The 17,134-nt window shown below is 63.3% G+C and carries 12 protein-coding genes; 8 read left to right on the top strand and 4 right to left on the bottom strand.

Annotated features, from left to right (window positions below; translation table 11 throughout):
• The first annotated feature begins 21 nt into the window (after positions 1 to 21).
• The 3 genes from coaBC to HMI60_RS03735 all read left to right on the top strand — a co-directional run bounded on the left by coaBC (position 22) and on the right by HMI60_RS03735 (position 4,836).
• The gene (coaBC, locus tag HMI60_RS03745) at positions 22 to 1,281 is read left to right on the top strand and encodes a bifunctional phosphopantothenoylcysteine decarboxylase/phosphopantothenate--cysteine ligase CoaBC (protein ID WP_193590592.1); all 1,260 of its coding nucleotides are present in this window, start codon (positions 22 to 24) and stop codon (positions 1,279 to 1,281) included.
• Positions 1,282 to 1,357: 76 nt separating this feature from the next.
• On the top strand, positions 1,358 to 2,587 hold the full coding sequence (gene metK, locus HMI60_RS03740) for a methionine adenosyltransferase (protein ID WP_039241670.1): 1,230 nt from the start codon (positions 1,358 to 1,360) through the stop codon (positions 2,585 to 2,587).
• Between the two features lie 149 nt (positions 2,588 to 2,736).
• Positions 2,737 to 4,836 carry a primosomal protein N' gene (locus HMI60_RS03735; protein WP_193590591.1) on the top strand — a complete coding sequence of 700 codons (2,100 nt, stop codon included), beginning with the start codon at positions 2,737 to 2,739 and terminating at the stop codon, positions 4,834 to 4,836.
• A 17-nt stretch (positions 4,837 to 4,853) separates the two neighbouring features.
• On the opposite strand, the gene HMI60_RS03730 is transcribed toward HMI60_RS03735, so the two are convergent.
• The 4 genes from HMI60_RS03730 to HMI60_RS03715 are packed head-to-tail and all read right to left on the bottom strand — an operon-like array spanning position 4,854 to position 8,776.
• Entirely contained in the window at positions 4,854 to 5,945 is a 1,092-nt protein-coding gene (locus HMI60_RS03730) for a glycosyltransferase family 1 protein (protein WP_039241667.1), read from the bottom strand.
• On the bottom strand, positions 5,942 to 6,886 hold the full coding sequence (locus HMI60_RS03725) for an alpha/beta fold hydrolase (RefSeq protein ID WP_193590590.1): 945 nt from the start codon (positions 6,884 to 6,886) through the stop codon (positions 5,942 to 5,944). The genes HMI60_RS03730 and HMI60_RS03725 overlap by 4 nt, the downstream gene beginning before the upstream one ends.
• An 11-nt stretch (positions 6,887 to 6,897) precedes the next feature.
• Positions 6,898 to 7,779, bottom strand: coding sequence for an aldo/keto reductase (locus HMI60_RS03720; RefSeq protein ID WP_193590589.1), 882 nt, complete (start codon positions 7,777 to 7,779; stop codon positions 6,898 to 6,900).
• A gap of 34 nt (positions 7,780 to 7,813) precedes the next feature.
• Positions 7,814 to 8,776: a sugar-binding transcriptional regulator gene (locus HMI60_RS03715; protein WP_018777718.1), complete on the bottom strand. Its 963-nt coding sequence runs from the start codon at positions 8,774 to 8,776 to the stop codon at positions 7,814 to 7,816.
• A 122-nt stretch (positions 8,777 to 8,898) separates the two neighbouring features.
• On the opposite strand from HMI60_RS03715, the gene HMI60_RS03710 reads away from it, so the two are divergent.
• From HMI60_RS03710 to HMI60_RS03690, 5 genes are all read left to right on the top strand, one after another.
• Positions 8,899 to 10,683, top strand: coding sequence for a glycerol-3-phosphate dehydrogenase/oxidase (locus tag HMI60_RS03710; protein ID WP_193590588.1), 1,785 nt, complete (start codon positions 8,899 to 8,901; stop codon positions 10,681 to 10,683).
• Between the two features lie 169 nt (positions 10,684 to 10,852).
• Positions 10,853 to 11,605: an MIP/aquaporin family protein gene (locus HMI60_RS03705; protein WP_018777716.1), complete on the top strand. Its 753-nt coding sequence runs from the start codon at positions 10,853 to 10,855 to the stop codon at positions 11,603 to 11,605.
• 80 nt (positions 11,606 to 11,685) lie between these two features.
• Positions 11,686 to 13,200, top strand: a complete 1,515-nt coding sequence (glpK, locus tag HMI60_RS03700; RefSeq protein WP_055975914.1) for a glycerol kinase GlpK — start codon at positions 11,686 to 11,688, stop codon at positions 13,198 to 13,200.
• A 301-nt stretch (positions 13,201 to 13,501) separates the two neighbouring features.
• Positions 13,502 to 16,030, top strand: coding sequence for a leucine--tRNA ligase (leuS, locus tag HMI60_RS03695; RefSeq protein WP_193590587.1), 2,529 nt, complete (start codon positions 13,502 to 13,504; stop codon positions 16,028 to 16,030).
• An 8-nt stretch (positions 16,031 to 16,038) separates the two neighbouring features.
• Positions 16,039 to 17,073: a DegV family protein gene (locus HMI60_RS03690; RefSeq protein ID WP_193590586.1), complete on the top strand. Its 1,035-nt coding sequence runs from the start codon at positions 16,039 to 16,041 to the stop codon at positions 17,071 to 17,073.
• The last annotated feature ends 61 nt before the right edge of the window (positions 17,074 to 17,134 follow it).

Raw genomic sequence — 17,134 nt, 5'->3', positions numbered from 1 at the left:
CTGCCTGTTGACGGAGGTCACGTGCGCATAGTCCTCGGAGTCGGGGGAGGGATTGCAGCCTACAAGGTTGCATCGCTCCTCCGGCTTTTTACTGAAGCCGGCCATCAGGTGACGGTCATTCCCACGGAAGCAGCCACCCGTTTTGTCGGGGTTGCCACGTGGGAGGCCCTCTCCGGCAACCCGGTGAGCAACAGCGTCTTCGACGACGTCGACAAGGTCAACCATGTGCGCCTGGGGCACCAAGCCGACCTGATTGTCATTGCTCCCGCCACCGCCGATCTCCTGGCCCGGGCGGCCACCGGGCAAGCAAACGACCTCCTCACCAACACCCTGCTGATGGCCCATGGCCCGGTACTCTTCGCGCCCGCGATGCACACCGAAATGTGGCAGCACGCGGCGACCCAAGCCAATGTGGAAACGTTGCGCAGCCGGGGAGCAACGGTTCTGGAACCTGCTTCCGGGCGACTCACGGGTGCCGATTCGGGTCCGGGCAGGCTCCCGGAGCCGGACGCCATCTTTGCTGCGGCCATTGCCTTGGCAGAGGCCTCCGGTACGTCGGATAGTGCCCCACCGACGTCGGCGACGCACGCATCACTCGTGGGCAGGACAGTTACGATTTCCGCCGGTGGAACCAGGGAAGCCCTGGACCCGGTCAGGTTCCTGGGCAACCGTTCCTCGGGCAAGCAGGGCGCTGCCTTGGCCGCCGCTGCCTTGGCCGCCGGCGCCAAAGTCCGTTTCCTGGCCGCGCACATGGACGTAGAGCCGCCGGCCGGCGTCGAGCTTGTCCGCGTTGAGTCAGCCCTGGAACTGCGCGAGGCCGCGCTGAAAGCAGCAGTGGATTCCGACGTCGTCATCATGGCTGCGGCGGTTGCGGATTTCCGTCCGGCTGAGGTTTCGGACACAAAAATCAAGAAGGTCGACGGCGAGGACGCACCTGTTGTGCGCCTGGTCCGGAATCCTGACATCCTGCGCGAGCTTGTCCAGAGGCGGACCGCTGAAGGCGGCCGGCAGTTGATTGTCGGCTTTGCGGCGGAAACCGGGGACGCGCAGGGCGATGTACTGGAGCATGCGGCAGCCAAACTCAAACGCAAGGGCTGCGACCTCCTCGTTGTCAATCAGGTGGGTGTTGGCCGGGTCTTCGGGCAGGACGACAACTCTGTGGTCATCCTTTCCGGCCATGGCGCTGAGCCGCAGTCCGCTGCCGGGTCCAAGACAGACGTCGCCGCCGCAGTGATTGACCGGGTTGGCGCCGAACTCGCACAGGTCTTCCCGGCCATGTGACTGAGCCCACGCCTGAATTCTTCGCAAAGGGACACACGGCAGATCACGTGATCCCGCAACCCAGTAAGGTGGTCGAGTGACTTTACCGCTGCACCATGAACACCATGGCACCCCGTCCAAGCTCCGCCTCTTCACTTCCGAGTCGGTTACTGAAGGGCACCCGGACAAGATCTGCGACCAGATCAGCGACTCCATTCTTGACGCGTTGCTGGCCGCGGATCCTGAATCCCGCGTGGCCGTTGAGACCATGGCCACAACCGGCTTGGTGCATGTGGCCGGCGAGGTCACCACTGATGCTTACGTCGAAATTCCGCAGATCGTCCGTGAGACCATACTCGGAATCGGCTATGACTCCTCGGCCAACGGTTTCGACGGCGCCCGCTGTGGCGTTTCGGTCTCGATCGGCCAGCAGTCCAACGACATCGCGGGCGGGGTCTTCAACTCGCTTGAGGCCCGTGAAGGACGCCAGGAGGACGACTACGACCTCCAGGGTGCCGGCGACCAAGGCATCATGTTCGGTTACGCCAGCGATGAAACGGCGTCCTACATGCCGACTCCCATCTGGTTGGCGCACCGCCTTTCGGAGCGTCTGACCGAAGTCCGCAAGAACGGCGAACTTGCCTACCTGCGGCCCGACGGCAAGACCCAGGTGACGGTAGGGTACGACGGCGACCGGCCGGTTTCCGTTGAAACCGTTGTGATCTCCAGCCAGCACGCTGAGGAAGCAAGCCTAGATCAGCTCCGCGCGGACCTCGCAAGCTACGTCATCGAACCCGTGCTGGCAGCGTCAAACCTTGACCTCTCCCGCACGGCCAACATCCTGAACCCTGCAGGCGCTTTCGTCATCGGCGGCCCCGTCGGGGATGCCGGTCTGACCGGGCGCAAGATCATCGTGGACACCTACGGCGGATTCTCCCGCCACGGTGGCGGTGCGTTCTCCGGCAAGGATCCGTCGAAGGTGGACCGTTCTGCTGCCTACGCCATGCGTTGGGTCGCCAAGAACGTCGTGGCTGCCGGTCTTGCCAAGCGCGCCGAGATCCAGATCGCCTACGCCATTGGCCAGGCCCGGCCCGTGGGTACCTACGTTGAGACCTTCGGCACGGAGACTGTGGACCCTGCCCGCATCAGCGAAGCGATCGACGAACTCTTTGATCTCCGTCCCCGCGCCATCATCGATGCCCTGGACCTCAAGCGGCCCATCTACGCCAAGACTGCTGCACACGGCCACTTCGGACGGGATGAGCCCGACTTCACCTGGGAGCGGCTGGACCGCGTTGCGGACCTGAAGGAATACTTCAACGCCTGATGTGTCCCGCGGACTGCCTCGATGTTGTTTTGTCGGTGGTTCGTGATTGGCTTTAGCCAGAGAGATGCCCGCAGCGGGTCAATCCCGCTGCGGGCATCTCTCGTTGACAGTGAAGCGGTCTTCCGTGTGATGAGTTGGAGGTGACGGGCATGGCAGCACACGATGTCCAGCCATCGTTGCTCCAACCCTCGCTGTTGCAGGGTTTCCCCGACCGGATGCCGGCCAATGGACCTCCGCTGGCTGCGTCGAATCCGGTAGCGCGCGTCATCCTGGAGTCATCCCTGCCCCATTTGGACAGGCCCTTTGACTACAGCGTTCCCGCCGAACTCGCTGATGCGGCTTCTCCAGGCGTCCGGGTGAAGGTGAAGTTCAACGGCCAGGAACTCAACGGCTACATCATCGAGCGCCGGGGGTCCTCGGATGCGGCCCACCCGCTCATAGCCTTGCATAAGGTTGTGTCCCCGGTAGCGGTCCTGACCCCAGCCGTCTCCGAGTTGGCGGCCACCGTGGCTGCACGCTACGCAGGTACCCTGAGCGACGTTCTCCGGACAGCTGTGCCTCCCCGTGTGGCCAAGGTGGAGAAGGAACTTCTGGCCGGGGATTTGGACGCCGATGTCGCGGAGCTGAAGCCGTTCACGGACGCTCACGCCTGGGCGGCGTACTCCAACGGCAAGTCCTATCTGCAGCACCTCGCCAGTGGCGGTTCGCCCAAGGCTGTCCTGACGGCCCTCCAGGGTTTCGGAGCGGCTGGCTGGGCGGCCCTGGTCGCATCAGCTGTAGCCACAGTCCGCTCCTCCGGACGGGGCGCGGTGGTGGTGGTTCCGGACTACCGCGACCTTGAGCAGTTGGAGTCCGCCCTGGCCAAGGTCCTGCCGTCGTCTGACGTAGCCAGGCTCACCGCGGACGATGGGCAAACGCCCCGTTACCGGAATTTCCTGCGGCTCCTGAGCGGTGCGGCCGGGGTGGCTATCGGCACCCGCTCTGCTGCCTACGCACCGGTCAAGGATCTGGGCCTGGTGGTGTGCTGGGATGACGGCGACGACCTCCACATCGAGCAACGCGCTCCCTACGCCCATTCCCGTGAGGTGTTGTTGCTCCGGGCCGAGCAGGAGGGCGCGGCTTGCCTCATGGCCTCCCACAGCCGCAGCACAGAGTTGCAGCGACTGGTGGAAATGCAGTGGGCGGCGCCGATCGAAGCGCCCCGCACCACAGTCCGCTCCACGGTGCCGCGCGTCCTCAACACCGCTGACAGCTTTGAGCAGGAACGCGACCCCCTGGCCCGGATCGCCCGTTTGCCGGGTGCGGCATGGCGGGCGGCCAAAGAAGGCCTGGAGCGCGGCCCCGTCCTGGTGCAAGTGGCCCGCGCGGGATACGCGCCGTCCTTGGTGTGTGAGACATGCCGTGAGCTGGCCCGCTGCAACGCCTGCCAGGGGCCGTTGGCGGTCTCCAGCAGTTCGGCCATGCCGGCGTGCCGCTGGTGCTCCACACCGGCTCCTCAGTGGCGCTGCACGCACTGCAACGGAACCAGGCTGCGCCGGGGAGCCGCAGGTGTCATGAGGACCGCGGAGGAGCTGGGCCGGGCGTTCCCCGGCAAGCCGGTGGTCACCTCGTCCGGCGAGAACATCAAAGCCATGGTCCCCGATACTCCTGCCTTGGTGGTGGCCACGGTCGGCGCAGAGCCGGTTGCTCCCGCCGGATATGCCGCAGCCCTGTTGCTCGACGGCAATTCCTTGCTTCGACGGGAAAACCTGCGTGCGGGGGAGGACACCGTTCGCCGCTGGTTCAATGCCGCTTCCCTCGTGAAGCCTTCCGGCCAAGGCGGACTGGTAGTGATCACCGCGGATGACACCGCGGCCACGGGCGCACTTTTGCGCTGGGACGCTGCAGGATATGCCTCCAGGGAGCTCGCGTTGCGCAGAGAGCTCCAGCTACCGCCCGCGGTCCGAGTGGCTTCCGTCACCGGCTCAAGGGCCGACGTCGGGCATTTCTCCGAGGCTTTCGAGGCCAGCGCTCCGCTGGCCTCCGGCGCCAAACTCCGCAGCGCTGGACCGGCCCCGGTGCAATTGTTCACCGGCACGTCCCCCTCTGCGGCCGAAGAAGCCGATGCTGATGTCAGGACGCTGTACTTCATTCCGTATGCCGAAGCCGCAGAAACGACTCGCGCCATGCGTGCTGTCAAAGCCGCGAACGCTGCCAAGCGCACGGCCGGGCCGGTGCAGCTGCGCCTGGACGGTGTCGACGTCCTCTAGGCGCCAAGGTGCCGGACTCAGTACAACCGAGACTTGCGCCGGCGCAGGTTGACGACTTCTTCAGCCGCGGCGAGAAGTTGCCGTGCCGACTCGTCCCAGTTGAACTTCGATGCCCGTTCCACCGAAATGCGGGACCGCTGCTGCCACAATTCCCCGTCACCGAGGGCGGTTACTGCAGCAGAGAAGTCAGTGGGCGATTCAGGATCAACGTAACTGACGGCCTCGCCACCGACCTCCCTGAAGATCGGGATATCGCTGGCAATCACCGGGGTACCGAGGGCCATGGCCTCCACCAGCGGCAGCCCGTATCCTTCAGCGCGCGAAAGGCTGATCAGTGCGGTTGCCCGGAGCAGGAGGTCGTCGTATTCGGCGTCGGTTACACCGTTGTGGAAGATGACCTTGGCGCCGGCGGGAACGATGGCTTCCAGTTCTGCCCGGCGGTCCGCAGTGATGCGGCTCAACAGGTGCAACGTAAATTCCGGCAACCCGGCCATTCCCCGGATCATGGTTTCCACGTTCTTGTAGGGCATGAACGAGCCCATGTACAGCAGGGTCTTGTCGGCACCTGCTGCCGGATCCCGTGGTGTTTGTCCTGGCTGCGGAGCATTACCCACAATCCGGACCGGCCGCTTGGTCAGCCTGTATTTGGCCATCAGGGCTTCGGTGGTGTGGCTGATGGTGGCGACGATATCGGCCCGGTTCAAGAGCAACCGTTGGGGCCAGAAAGCCTTGTGGTACAGCCGCCACAGGAGGCGGACCGGGGCGGGAAGGAAACCCGGGGGAGCGGGGTGTTCGTAGTAGATGAGGTCGTGGAGGGTGAGAACCAGTCCGTACTTGCGCCCCAACGTGCCCATGGTCTGCATCGGGCAGACCACCACATCGGCGCCCAGGGGGTTGACCTTCCGGGCAACGAACAGCTCCAGTGGGGAAAGGGGGCTGTTGACCATCACATACGGAACGTCAGGCAGCAGGGCGAGTTGGCGCTTGTCGCTGACCAGCATGGTGACGTCCGCGAGTTTTGACGTGGCGGCTATGAGGCTGGAACCGTAGCGGCTGATGCCATCGTGGTGGTCCGTTCTGGTAAAGCGGGCGTCGATGACAATTTTCACGCGGGGTGTTCCTCCAGGAAGGTGCGGATCGCTGCTGCTGCGGGGGCCGGGGTTTCGTAGTGGATCAAATGCCCGACGTCGGGAATCACTTCCAGCGTTGCGTCCGGCAGCCGCTCCATCAGCTTGTGCTGGTTCGGAAGGGTGGCGATCTCATCCTTTTCCCCGGCGACGAGAAGGACCGGGAGCTTCAGTTGTTCGGCTACTTCTGCTACGTTGCCCGAGACCGACGCCTTGAAGGATTCGAGCAGGCTTTTCCTGTCCGCGAAGGCGCTGAAGTAGGCATCGTGCTGGCCGTGGATGAAGCGGCGGAGTGCTTTGTCCTTGGTCTTTGCCATGGTGATGCTCATGACGCGGACGATCAAGCGGTTTCGGAGGACAGCGAGTCCCACTCGGCGGGGAAGCCTGGCGGATGCCTGGTAGTACAGCACGGCAAGCTTGGTCATGATGCCCTTGGGACCTTCCAGGGCCGGAGCGGCAATGGGGTTGATCAGGATCAACGGGTAGATGGCTTCGGGATGCGAAGCAGCGAAGTGGCTGGCCACGATCGAACCGAAGGAGTGGCCCAGCAGGACGGTCCTGGGACCCAAGCCGAGCGCGGTCATGAAGCTGGAGATGAATTGCCCGTAGCGCTCAACGGTGTGTTCATCATCCACGAACGGCTCCGAGCTTCCGAACGCCGGCAGGTCGGGCATAATGATGCGCATTTCCGGAAGCTGGTCCACTACGCGCAATAGACCGTGATGGTCTCCCCTGAAGCCATGGATGACCAGGATGGTGCGGGTCGTGGACGTGGCCTTGGCTGGTTCGTACGTCCAGTAGGCGACCGTGCTGCCGTCGACTTCGATATCCGAAGCGGTAGTCCGTCCGGCGAGGGCTTCACTGAAGAATCCATTGGGGGCCTGCGAGCCCTCGGGGGAGTGCGCGGTGTCCACTTTTTGCATGGAGGTATTCCCTAGTTCACGTTGTCCGGGTGTGAGCCGGTTCGATGGTGTCGTTCGAGTCCTGCCATGCCGTCCATGTCGGAGGGATCCAGCTCAAAATCGAATACGTTGAAGTTTTCCTTGATCCGTCCCGCAGAGCTCGCTTTGGGGATGACGAGGTTTCCCAGTTGGAGATGCCACCGGATGATGACCTGGGCAGGAGTTTTTCCATGCTTTTCGGCGAGCGAGATGATGGCAGGGTCGGCCAGGACCTGCCCGCGGCCGAGGGGACTCCACGCCTCAGTGGCTATTCCCAGCTGCTGGTGGAGTGTCCGTAATCTGCTTTGCTGCAGCCAGGGGTGCAGCTCGATCTGGTTTACTGCCGGGACGACTTCGGCTTTTTGCATCAGTTCGTCGAGATGGCCGGGCTGGAAGTTCGATACCCCGATCGCCCTTACTTTGCCCTCGCGATAGCGGGTTTCCAACGCCTTGTATGTCTCCGTAAAAAGTCCGCGTCCGGCGCACGGCCAGTGGATGAGGTAAAGATCCACGTAGTCAAGCCCGAGGTTCGCAATCGAGGTGTCGAAGGCCCGGAGTGTGGACTCATAGCCTTGGTCGTCGTTCCAGACCTTGGTGGTCACGAACAGGTCCTCACGGGAAAGGGCGTGCACGGATTCCCCTGAACCACCCGTGCCGCCGTTCGCCCGGGCAGCATCGCCAATGGCGCCGCCGAGCGCTCGGCCGACGCCCACCTCATTGCCGTACATCGCTGCTGTGTCGAAACGCCGGTAGCCCTCGCCCAGAGCGGTCGCAACCAAAGCTTCGGCGTCTTTGGGCGGTACCTTGTAGAGCCCGTATCCCAAGCGTTCCATTTGTACGCCGTTGTTCAATGTCAGCCGGACCGGGAATCTCATAGCAAAGACTCTACCCATTTCCTGCACGAATGCTTCAGGAGTGGCCATTGAAACTGACCAGGCGTCGCGCGGAAGCTTCGTCCAGGATGAGGTCGGTGGCCAAACCCGCAGCCAGGGCTCCCTGCAATCCGTTGATCTTGGAGGCGCCCGACACCACGCAGATCCTGCGCCGGACCTGCCGCAACTGTTCGTGGCTGGGTCCTGTGGAGCGCTCGTTCAGCGTGATGCCGTCCGAGGAGCCGTCACTCCGGAAGAACACAGTCGCCACGTCGCCCACCACGTCGTCCGCTGCCAGCATGGAGAGGTCGCGTTCATCCAGGTAGCCGCCGGCATACACGTGGCTCGGGTAGTCCGAATCAACGGATCCGACTCCGAAAATAGCTATGCTCATGCGTGCCTGCAGATCAAGGATTCTTTGAACGCTGCGCTCATTCCACATGGCGGTCTTCGTGGCGGCGTGGTCGAAAAAGGCGGGAACCGGGAACTGTTCAACCCTCGCTCCGTAGGCACTGCCGAAGCGCCGCATGATGTCGCTGGCGTAGGTAATGCCGGTCGTTTGCATGTTTCCGGCACCGTTGAGCTGGACCACGATACTGTCATGGGTCACCTTGCGGGTGAGGTGACGGCTGACGGCGCTGAGCGTGGCGCCCCAGGCAACGCCGATGATTGCATTCGAATCCACCAAGGGCCCTATGGTCCTGGCAGCCTGCATGGCGACGCGGTCCAAGGTCTCCGCTTCATTCAAGGTGTCCAGCACCGGAACGACGTGGACGTCCACGCCGTACTGGTTCCTGATCTGGCTCTCAAGCTCAGGACCGGTATCGAACGGACTTCGAATCTGGACCTGCACCAGGCCTGTCTCGCGGGCTGAGGACAACAGCCGGGACACTGTGGACCGGGACGTCCGCAGCTCGCGGGCGATCGCATCCATGGTCAGATCCTGCAGGTAGTACATCTGTGCAGCCCGGAGCGCATCCGAGTGACGTGATCGTGCCATCTCATTTCCTTACTGCACGTTTGTGCAAATAGCTTGACTCCATTTTCCACCTTCGCAAGATTAGTGGTGAACGGTGCAGCAGCGAGTGGCGCGGCGCACGAACCAAGCCCAAGGGAGCAGTTTTGGGACACAACAGGAATTCCGGTACTTCACAGCACGCACAGCAGCGTGACTCCGTCGTTGCACTGCAGGAGCGGCCCACGGCGAAGGTCCTCATTATCGGCGGTGGCATCAATGGTGTCGGAACGTTCCGCGACCTCGCGCTCCAGGGCGTCGACGTCGCCCTTGTTGAACGCGGTGATTTCTGCCAAGGCGCCAGCGGCGCTTCCTCCCACATGATCCACGGCGGCATCCGCTATCTCGAGAACGGCGAATTCCGCCTGGTCCAGGAATCCGTGGTCGAACGCAACCGACTCCTGCGCATCGCCCCGCACTACGTCAAGCCGTTGCAGACCACCATCCCGATCTTCAGCACTTTCTCCGGCATCCTTTCCGCGCCCACGCGTTTCCTTACCCACAAACAGGGCAAGCCCAAGGAGCGCGGCGCGTTCCTCATCAAGGTGGGCCTGAGCATGTACGACTTCTTCTCCCGCGACGGTGGCAGCGTTCCGCGCCACCAGTTCCGCGGCCGGACAAAGGCCTTGGCTGAACTTCCCAAGCTGCACTCCGGAATCAAGTACGCAGCCACCTACTTTGATGCATCAGTCCACAACCCCGAGCGTCTGACCCTGGACGTCCTGCAGGACGGCGAGAAGGCCGGCCGCGGGGGTGGGCTTCCCGGAGGCACTGCCCGCGCCAGCAACTACGTCTCGCTCGTATCCATGGGTACCAACGGGGTCCGGCTCCGTGACGAGCTGACCGGCAAGGAATTCGACTTCCAGGCAGACGTCATCGTCAACACCACCGGCGCATGGGTTGACCTCACCAACCAGGCCATGGGCGCTGTGAGCAAGTTCATGGGCGGCACCAAGGGTTCCCACATTGTCCTGGACCACCCCGAACTCCTTGCCGCGTGCAACGGCCGGGAGATCTTCTTCGAGCACACCGACGGCCGCATTGTGCTGATCTACCCGATGGGAGACCGCGTGCTGGTCGGTACCACCGATGTCGACGCCGACATGTCCGAAGACGCCGTCTGCACGGAAGAAGAAATCGACTACTTCTTCGACCTCGTTGGCCATGTGTTCCCCACCATCAAGGTGGAGCGTGACCAGATCGTCTACAGCTTCGCCGGCGTTCGTCCCTTGCCCCGCCACGATGAAACCCAGCCGGGTTTCGTTTCCCGGGACTACCGCATCGAACGTAACGTCCGCACCGGTGACGACGCCGTGACAACACCAGGCGGCAAGGCCGCCGTCGTACTCAGCCTGGTAGGCGGCAAGTGGACAACCTTCCGTGCGTTGGCTGAACACATGACCAATGATGTCCTCCGCGAACTGGGCATGGAGCGCAAAGTCTCGACGGCGAAACTCGCCATCGGCGGAGGTGCCGGCTTCCCGGATACGGAACAGGGCGAACAGGAATGGATCAAGAATCACATGGGCCCGGGCCTGGATGCCGACCGGGTTGCCGTCCTGCTGACCCGTTACGGGACTCGTGCGGAAGAGGTCATTGAGTACCTCAACGCCGGCCAGGATCAGCCGCTGCGGTCAACCCGCGAACTCAGCGTTCGCGAACTGGCCTTCATGGCCGAGCACGAGCAGATCGGGCACCTGGTCGATGTCCTGATCCGACGGACGTCACTTGCCTTCCGTGGCCTGGTGACCGGGGAGCTTCTCAATGAGATCGCCGCGGCCCTTGCCGAGCCGCTTGGCTGGGATGCAGCAACCCGTGAAGCCGAAATCCAGCACGCGCAGGATGTCCTGCAACGCTTCCACAAGGTTGACGTCCACAGCCTGGTGGCCTGAGGCCGGCAGCGGAAACAGCTTGACCGTCCCGGAGCGCGGCAGGGACGGAATGGGGTAGGTGGGCCCGACAGGGGCCCACCACACCGGGGCGGTTCCGGAGACAACGGAACCGTCCCAACAGCCTCTTCACCCGCGATGAGGCTGACAACAGAAAATAGAGGAGTCAAAGATGTCTCTTGGAATTGTTTTCCTTTCCGAAGTATTCGGAACCATGATGCTCACCCTGCTGGGTTGTGGCGTCGTGGCCAACGTTGCGCTCAAAGGCACCAAGGGCAACAACGCTGGATTCTTGATGGTGACGTGGGGCTGGGGTATTGCGGTCTTCGCGGGCGTTTTCGTGGCCGCCAAGTCCGGTGCGCACCTGAACCCGGCAGTCACCTTGGGCCTGTTGGTCAATGGAAAGGCGGAGTACGCGCCCGACGTGGCCGTAACGTTCGGCTCGACCCTGACCTATTTCGGCGGTGAACTGCTTGGTGCTTTCCTTGGCGCGGTGGTCTGCTGGCTCGCCTACAAGCAGCACTTCGATGAAGAGCCCTTGGCGGCAAACAAGTTGGGCACTTTCTCCACCGGCCCGGCCATCCGCTCCACCCCCTGGAACCTCATCACCGAAATCATCGGCACGTTCGTCCTGGTCTTTGTCATCCTGACCTTCGGAGGAACCCCCTCCGGCCTCGGCCCGCTGGCCGTAGCGCTGCTCGTTGTTGGTATCGGCGTGTCCCTCGGCGGTCCCACCGGTTACGCCATCAACCCCGCACGTGACCTCGGCCCCCGCATCGCACACGCCGTCCTTCCCATCAAGGGCAAGGGCTCCAGCGACTGGGCGTACTCCTGGATTCCGGTGGTTGGACCGTTGGTTGGCGGTACCTTGGCCGGGCTCGTTGGGCTGCTGGTACCCGGCATCATGCCTGCGCTTGCAGGCTGACCCTGCCCACAACAATCTCCCTTATCCGCACACTTCAGACCATCACTGATTAACCAACAACACCAGACAAGGACGTCACCATGAATCAATACGTCATCGCCATTGATCAGGGCACCACCAGCTCGCGCGCCATCGTCTTCGACCACTCGGGCAACATTGTGTCCACCGGCCAAATGGAACACGAGCAGATCTTCCCGCAGGCGGGCTGGGTTGAGCACAACCCCGCAGAGATCTGGAACAACACGCGCGAGGTCATCGCCTCAGCACTGTCAAAGGCGAACCTGACGCGGCACGACATTGCCGCCGTCGGCATTACCAACCAGCGTGAAACCGCGGTTGTCTGGGACAAAAACACCGGTGAGGCCGTCTACAATGCGATTGTCTGGCAGGACACCCGCACCCAGCCGATCGTTGACGAGCTGGCACAGGACGGCGGGCTTGAGCGGTTCAAGCAGAAGGTTGGCCTTCCCCTGGCCACATACTTCTCCGGAACCAAGATCAAGTGGATTCTGGACAACGTCGACGGTGCCCGTGAAAAAGCCGAGGCAGGCGACCTTCTCTTCGGGAACACCGACGCGTGGGTCCTCTGGAACCTGACCGGCGGTGTCGACGGCGGCGTGCACGTCACGGACGTCACCAACGCTTCCCGGACCCTGTTCATGGACCTTGAAACATTGCAGTGGGACCAGGAGATCCTGGACGTCTTCGGTGTTCCGGCTTCCATGATGCCCACCATCAAGTCCTCCTCCGAGGTCTACGGCCATGTCCACACCTCGCAGTTGCTCCGCGAGACCCCCGTGGCCGGAATCCTGGGCGACCAGCAGGCAGCTACCTTCGGTCAGGCGGCATTCCAGGCCGGTGAAGCGAAGAACACCTACGGCACGGGCTGCTTCCTGATCTTCAACACCGGCGAGGACATTGTCCACTCCAAGAACGGTCTTCTCACCACCCTCGGCTACAAGCTGGGTGACGCCAAGCCGCACTACGCCCTCGAGGGTTCCATCGCCGTCACCGGTTCCTTGATCCAGTGGCTTCGCGACAACCTGGGCATGATCAGCTCCGCGCCGGAAGTTGAGGAACTCGCCGCCGCGGTGAAGGACAACGGAGGCGTCTACATCGTTCCTGCGTTCTCCGGCCTCTTCGCCCCCTACTGGCGTGCGGATGCGCGTGGCGCCATCGTTGGCCTGACACGTTTCGCCAACAAGGGCCACATCGCCCGTGCGGCGCTGGAAGCCACCGCCTTCCAGACCCGTGAGGTGCTCGACGCCGTCAACGCCGACTCGGGCGTTCCGCTCACCGAGCTTAAGGTCGACGGCGGCATGGTCGCCAACGAGGCACTCATGCAGTTCCAGGCGGACATTCTCGGCGTGCCTGTGGTTCGCCCGAAGGTCGTCGAAACCACGGCTCTCGGTGCTGCCTATGCGGCCGGTCTGGCTGTCGGCTTCTGGAAGGACCTGGGCGAACTGAGCGCCAACTGGAACGAAGACAAGCGCTGGGAGCCGCAGTTGCCGGCAGAGGAGCAGGAGCGCCAGCTGCGTCTCTGGAAGAAGGCAGTCACCAAGTCCATGGACTGGGTCGACGAGGACGTTAAGTAGCCTGACCTGACGTTGACGGCAGCCGCGCCTGCCCCGCCCGCTTCGCGGTGCCCACCACACCCGGGCGAGGCGCGGCTGCCGTCAACTCAACCATCAGTCCTGTAAGCCGCTCGATGCGACTTGGGAGTTTGATCGTGCGCTATTGTAGATCTATGCGTGCGATCCTTCTGCTTAGCTAGCCGCCCGGCTTTCAACAGCCGTGCGGCCGCCCCTCCATTGTTGAGGGGCTTTTGTGTGTCCGGGGGTATCCGGGACCGCAGCAGGAGGTAATACCGCCATCGAAGAACAGAAGAGGGCAGCAGTGAGCGTTCAGCCGGAGACAGAGACCGGAACAGCACAGACAGCCGCAGCCGAAGCGCCTGAAGAAGGCGTCTACAGCTTCGCTGCGATGGAAGCCAAGTGGCCGCAGGTCTGGGAAGACCTCAAAGTCTTCACGCCTGCCGACGACGGCTCGCGTGAACGCCGCTACGTTCTGGACATGTTCCCCTACCCCTCGGGCGACCTTCACATGGGCCACGCCGAAGCGTTCGCCATGGGCGACGTCGTCGCCCGTTACCTGCGCCAGAAGGGCTTCGACGTCCTGCACCCGATCGGTTGGGACTCCTTCGGCCTGCCCGCCGAGAATGCGGCCATCAAGCGCAACGCGCACCCCAGCGAGTGGACGTACGCGAACATTGAGACCCAGGCGGCGTCGTTCAAGCGATACGCCATCTCGGCTGACTGGTCGCGGCGCATCCACACCTCCGACCCTGAGTACTACCGGTGGACCCAGTGGCTGTTCAAGCGCTTCTACGAGCGCGGCCTGGCATACCGCAAGGACTCTCCGGTCAACTGGTGCCCCAAGGACCTCACTGTCCTGGCCAACGAGCAGGTCGTCAATGGCGCTTGTGAACGTTGCGGCACGCCGGTCACCAAGAAGTCCCTGAATCAGTGGTACTTCAAGATCACCGACTACGCCGACCGCCTGCTGGAAGACATGGACCAGTTGCAGGGCCATTGGCCCGAGCGCGTGCTGGCCATGCAGCGCAACTGGATCGGCCGGTCCGAAGGCGCACATGTCAGGTTCGTCATCGAAGCCACGGACGACCGGGCTGAGCGCGAAGTCACCGTGTTCACCACCCGTCCCGATACTCTCTACGGCGCAACGTTCTTCGTCGTTGCAGCTGACGCGCATCTGGCGCTGGATCTGGTGACCCCGGAACAGCACGACGAACTCATGGCCTACCGCGAGAAGGTCAAGGCCCTGTCCGAAATCGAGCGCCAGTCCACCGAGCGTGAGAAGACCGGCGTCTTCACAGGCCGTTACGCGATCAACCCGCTCAACGGTGAGAAGCTCCCTGTCTGGGCTGCGGACTACGTGCTGGCCGACTACGGCACCGGGGCGATCATGGCCGTGCCCGCGCACGATCAGCGTGACCTCGACTTCGCCAAGGCCTTCAACCTCCCGGTGCGCGCCGTCCTGGAAACCGGGGGCGAAGACCCCGCTGAGACCGGTGTGGCCACCGCCGGCGAAGGCAAGCTCAAGAATTCGGGTGAGCTGGATGGGCTCTCCAAGGCCGAAGCCATCCCCGCTGCCATCCAGATCCTGGAAAAGCTGGGAACCGGCGAAAAGTTCGTCAACTTCCGGTTGCGTGACTGGCTGCTGAGTCGCCAGCGTTTCTGGGGCACGCCCATCCCGATCATCCACTGTGGTGAATGCGGCGAGGTACCCGTGCCCGATGACCAGCTGCCGGTCAGGCTGCCCGATAACCTGCGAGGCGAAGCTCTGGCCCCGAAGGGGACCTCTCCGCTGGCCGCCGCCGTCGAATGGGTCAACGTTGAATGCCCCAACTGCGGCCGCGCCGCCCAGCGTGACACTGACACCATGGACACTTTCGTGGATTCGTCCTGGTACTTCCTGCGCTTCGTTTCCCCCGACTACACCGAGGGCCCGTTTGATCCCGAGAAGATCAACGAGTGGATGCCCGTGGGCCAGTACGTGGGCGGTGTGGAGCACGCCATCCTGCACCTGCTGTACGCCAGGTTCTTCACCAAGGTCATCAAGGACATTGGACTGATCGAGGCCAACGAGCCGTTCTCTGCGCTGCTGAACCAGGGCCAGGTGCTCAACGGCGGCAAAGCCATGAGCAAGTCGCTCGGCAACGGCGTGGACCTGGGCGAGCAATTGGACAAGTTCGGTGTCGACGCCGTCCGCCTCACCATGGTCTTTGCCTCCCCACCAGAAGACGACGTCGACTGGGCGGATGTTTCGCCGTCAGGCTCAGCGAAGTTCCTGGCCCGCGCCTGGCGCCTCGGCCAGGACGTCAGCAGCGAGCCCGGCGTCGACCCGGCCACTGGTGACCGCTCCCTGCGGACCGTGACGCACAAGACCATCGCCGATGCCGCTGAACTGCTGGACAACAACAAGTTCAACGTCGTTGTGGCCCGCCTGATGGAGTTGGTCAATGCCACGCGCAAGACCATTGACTCCGGTGCAGGCGCTGCGGACCCCGCTGTCCGGGAGGCCGTGGAGGCTGTTGCTGTCATTCTGAGCCTGTTCGCTCCGTACACCGCCGAGGACCTCTGGAACACCCTGGGACACCCGGCATCCGTGGCGAACGCCGGTTGGCCCGCCCACGACGAAGCACTGCTGGTGCAGGACACCGTCACCGCCGTGGTCCAGGTCCAGGGCAAGGTCCGGGACCGCTTGGAAGTCTCCCCGGACATTGCCGAAGACGAGCTGCGTGAACTGGCCTTGGCTTCGGAGAATGTTCAGCGGGCATTGGACGGCCGCGGCATCCGTACTGTGATTGTGCGTGCACCTAAACTGGTGAACATCGTTCCTGCCTAGCAGGGACTGTGAGGCCGCCGGCACTGTGCCGGCGGCCGGCCATCATCTATGGAGGTTGCGTGCCTGAGCGAGAACCACCGGCTTGGATATGGCTCAAGGAAAGAGTGGCGCGTCTTCGGCAACCGGCGGCGCCGGTTACCGCCGTCGATCAGCCGCTTGCCGCCGTCGTCAGGACTGCTGTCGTCACCGATTCCGCGGCCGCGTTGCCCGCCGAGTGGGTTTCCGCTTTTACCGCTGACGGTCGTTTGGCTGTTGTTCCCATGCCTGTGATGGTCGGCAATGAAATTTACGGCGAGGGCGAAGACGACATCACCCGGACATTGTCGCTGGCACTTGCTTCGGGAGCTTCCGTCAAAACCTCCCGGCCATCACCGGGCCAGTTCGAGCAGGCGTACTTGGCAGCCCAGCGGCGCGGTTTTGAGGCTGTGGTCTCCATTCACATTTCGTCCGAACTCTCGGGGACGGTGGACGCCGCCAAGCTGGCCGCTGAACGTGTCTCGATACCGGTCGAAATTGTGGACTCCCGCACTGTCGGCATGGCTCAGGGAATGGGCGTCCAAAGCGCGGTCGTTGCCGCAGCGGACGGGCGCGGACCGGCCGAAGTCCGCGGCTTCGCGGAACAGCGCATGGAACGCACCAAGGTGTACTTCTACGTTCCAAGCCTGGAACAGCTGCGGCGGGGTGGCCGTATAGGGGCGGCAGCGTCCCTCTTGGGGACAGTTCTGGCTATCAAACCCATCCTGGCGGTCGACGGCGGCAAGATCGTGCCGCTCGAAAAAGTACGTTCCGCCGTTCGCGCCATAGCCCGCCTCGAAGAAATTGTCGCCGCCGACGTAGCGTCCAGGCCGGCCGGACAGCAACGTTTGGCGGTCCACCACTTTGGAAACCAGATCGAGGCCGAAGGCTTGGCAGCCCGTCTGAACGAGACCTGCCCGGACTGCCCGGCACCCCAAATCAGTGCTTTGCCGGCTGTCTTGGCCGCGCATGCCGGGCTCGGAGTTCTTGCGGTCATCGTGGGGGAGAGCAGTACTCCGGCGGGCTGAGCCTGGACCTCCGGATTCAGCCTCATGGACTGGATGAGGGTAGTGCGCCGGCGTGCCTGGT

It is taken from the genome of Paenarthrobacter sp. YJN-D, assembly GCF_015040335.1.
Taxonomy (GTDB): domain Bacteria; phylum Actinomycetota; class Actinomycetes; order Actinomycetales; family Micrococcaceae; genus Arthrobacter; species Arthrobacter nicotinovorans.
The sequence above is the reverse complement of the archived record's forward strand: the minus strand, read 5'-3'. Positions and strand labels throughout refer to the sequence as shown.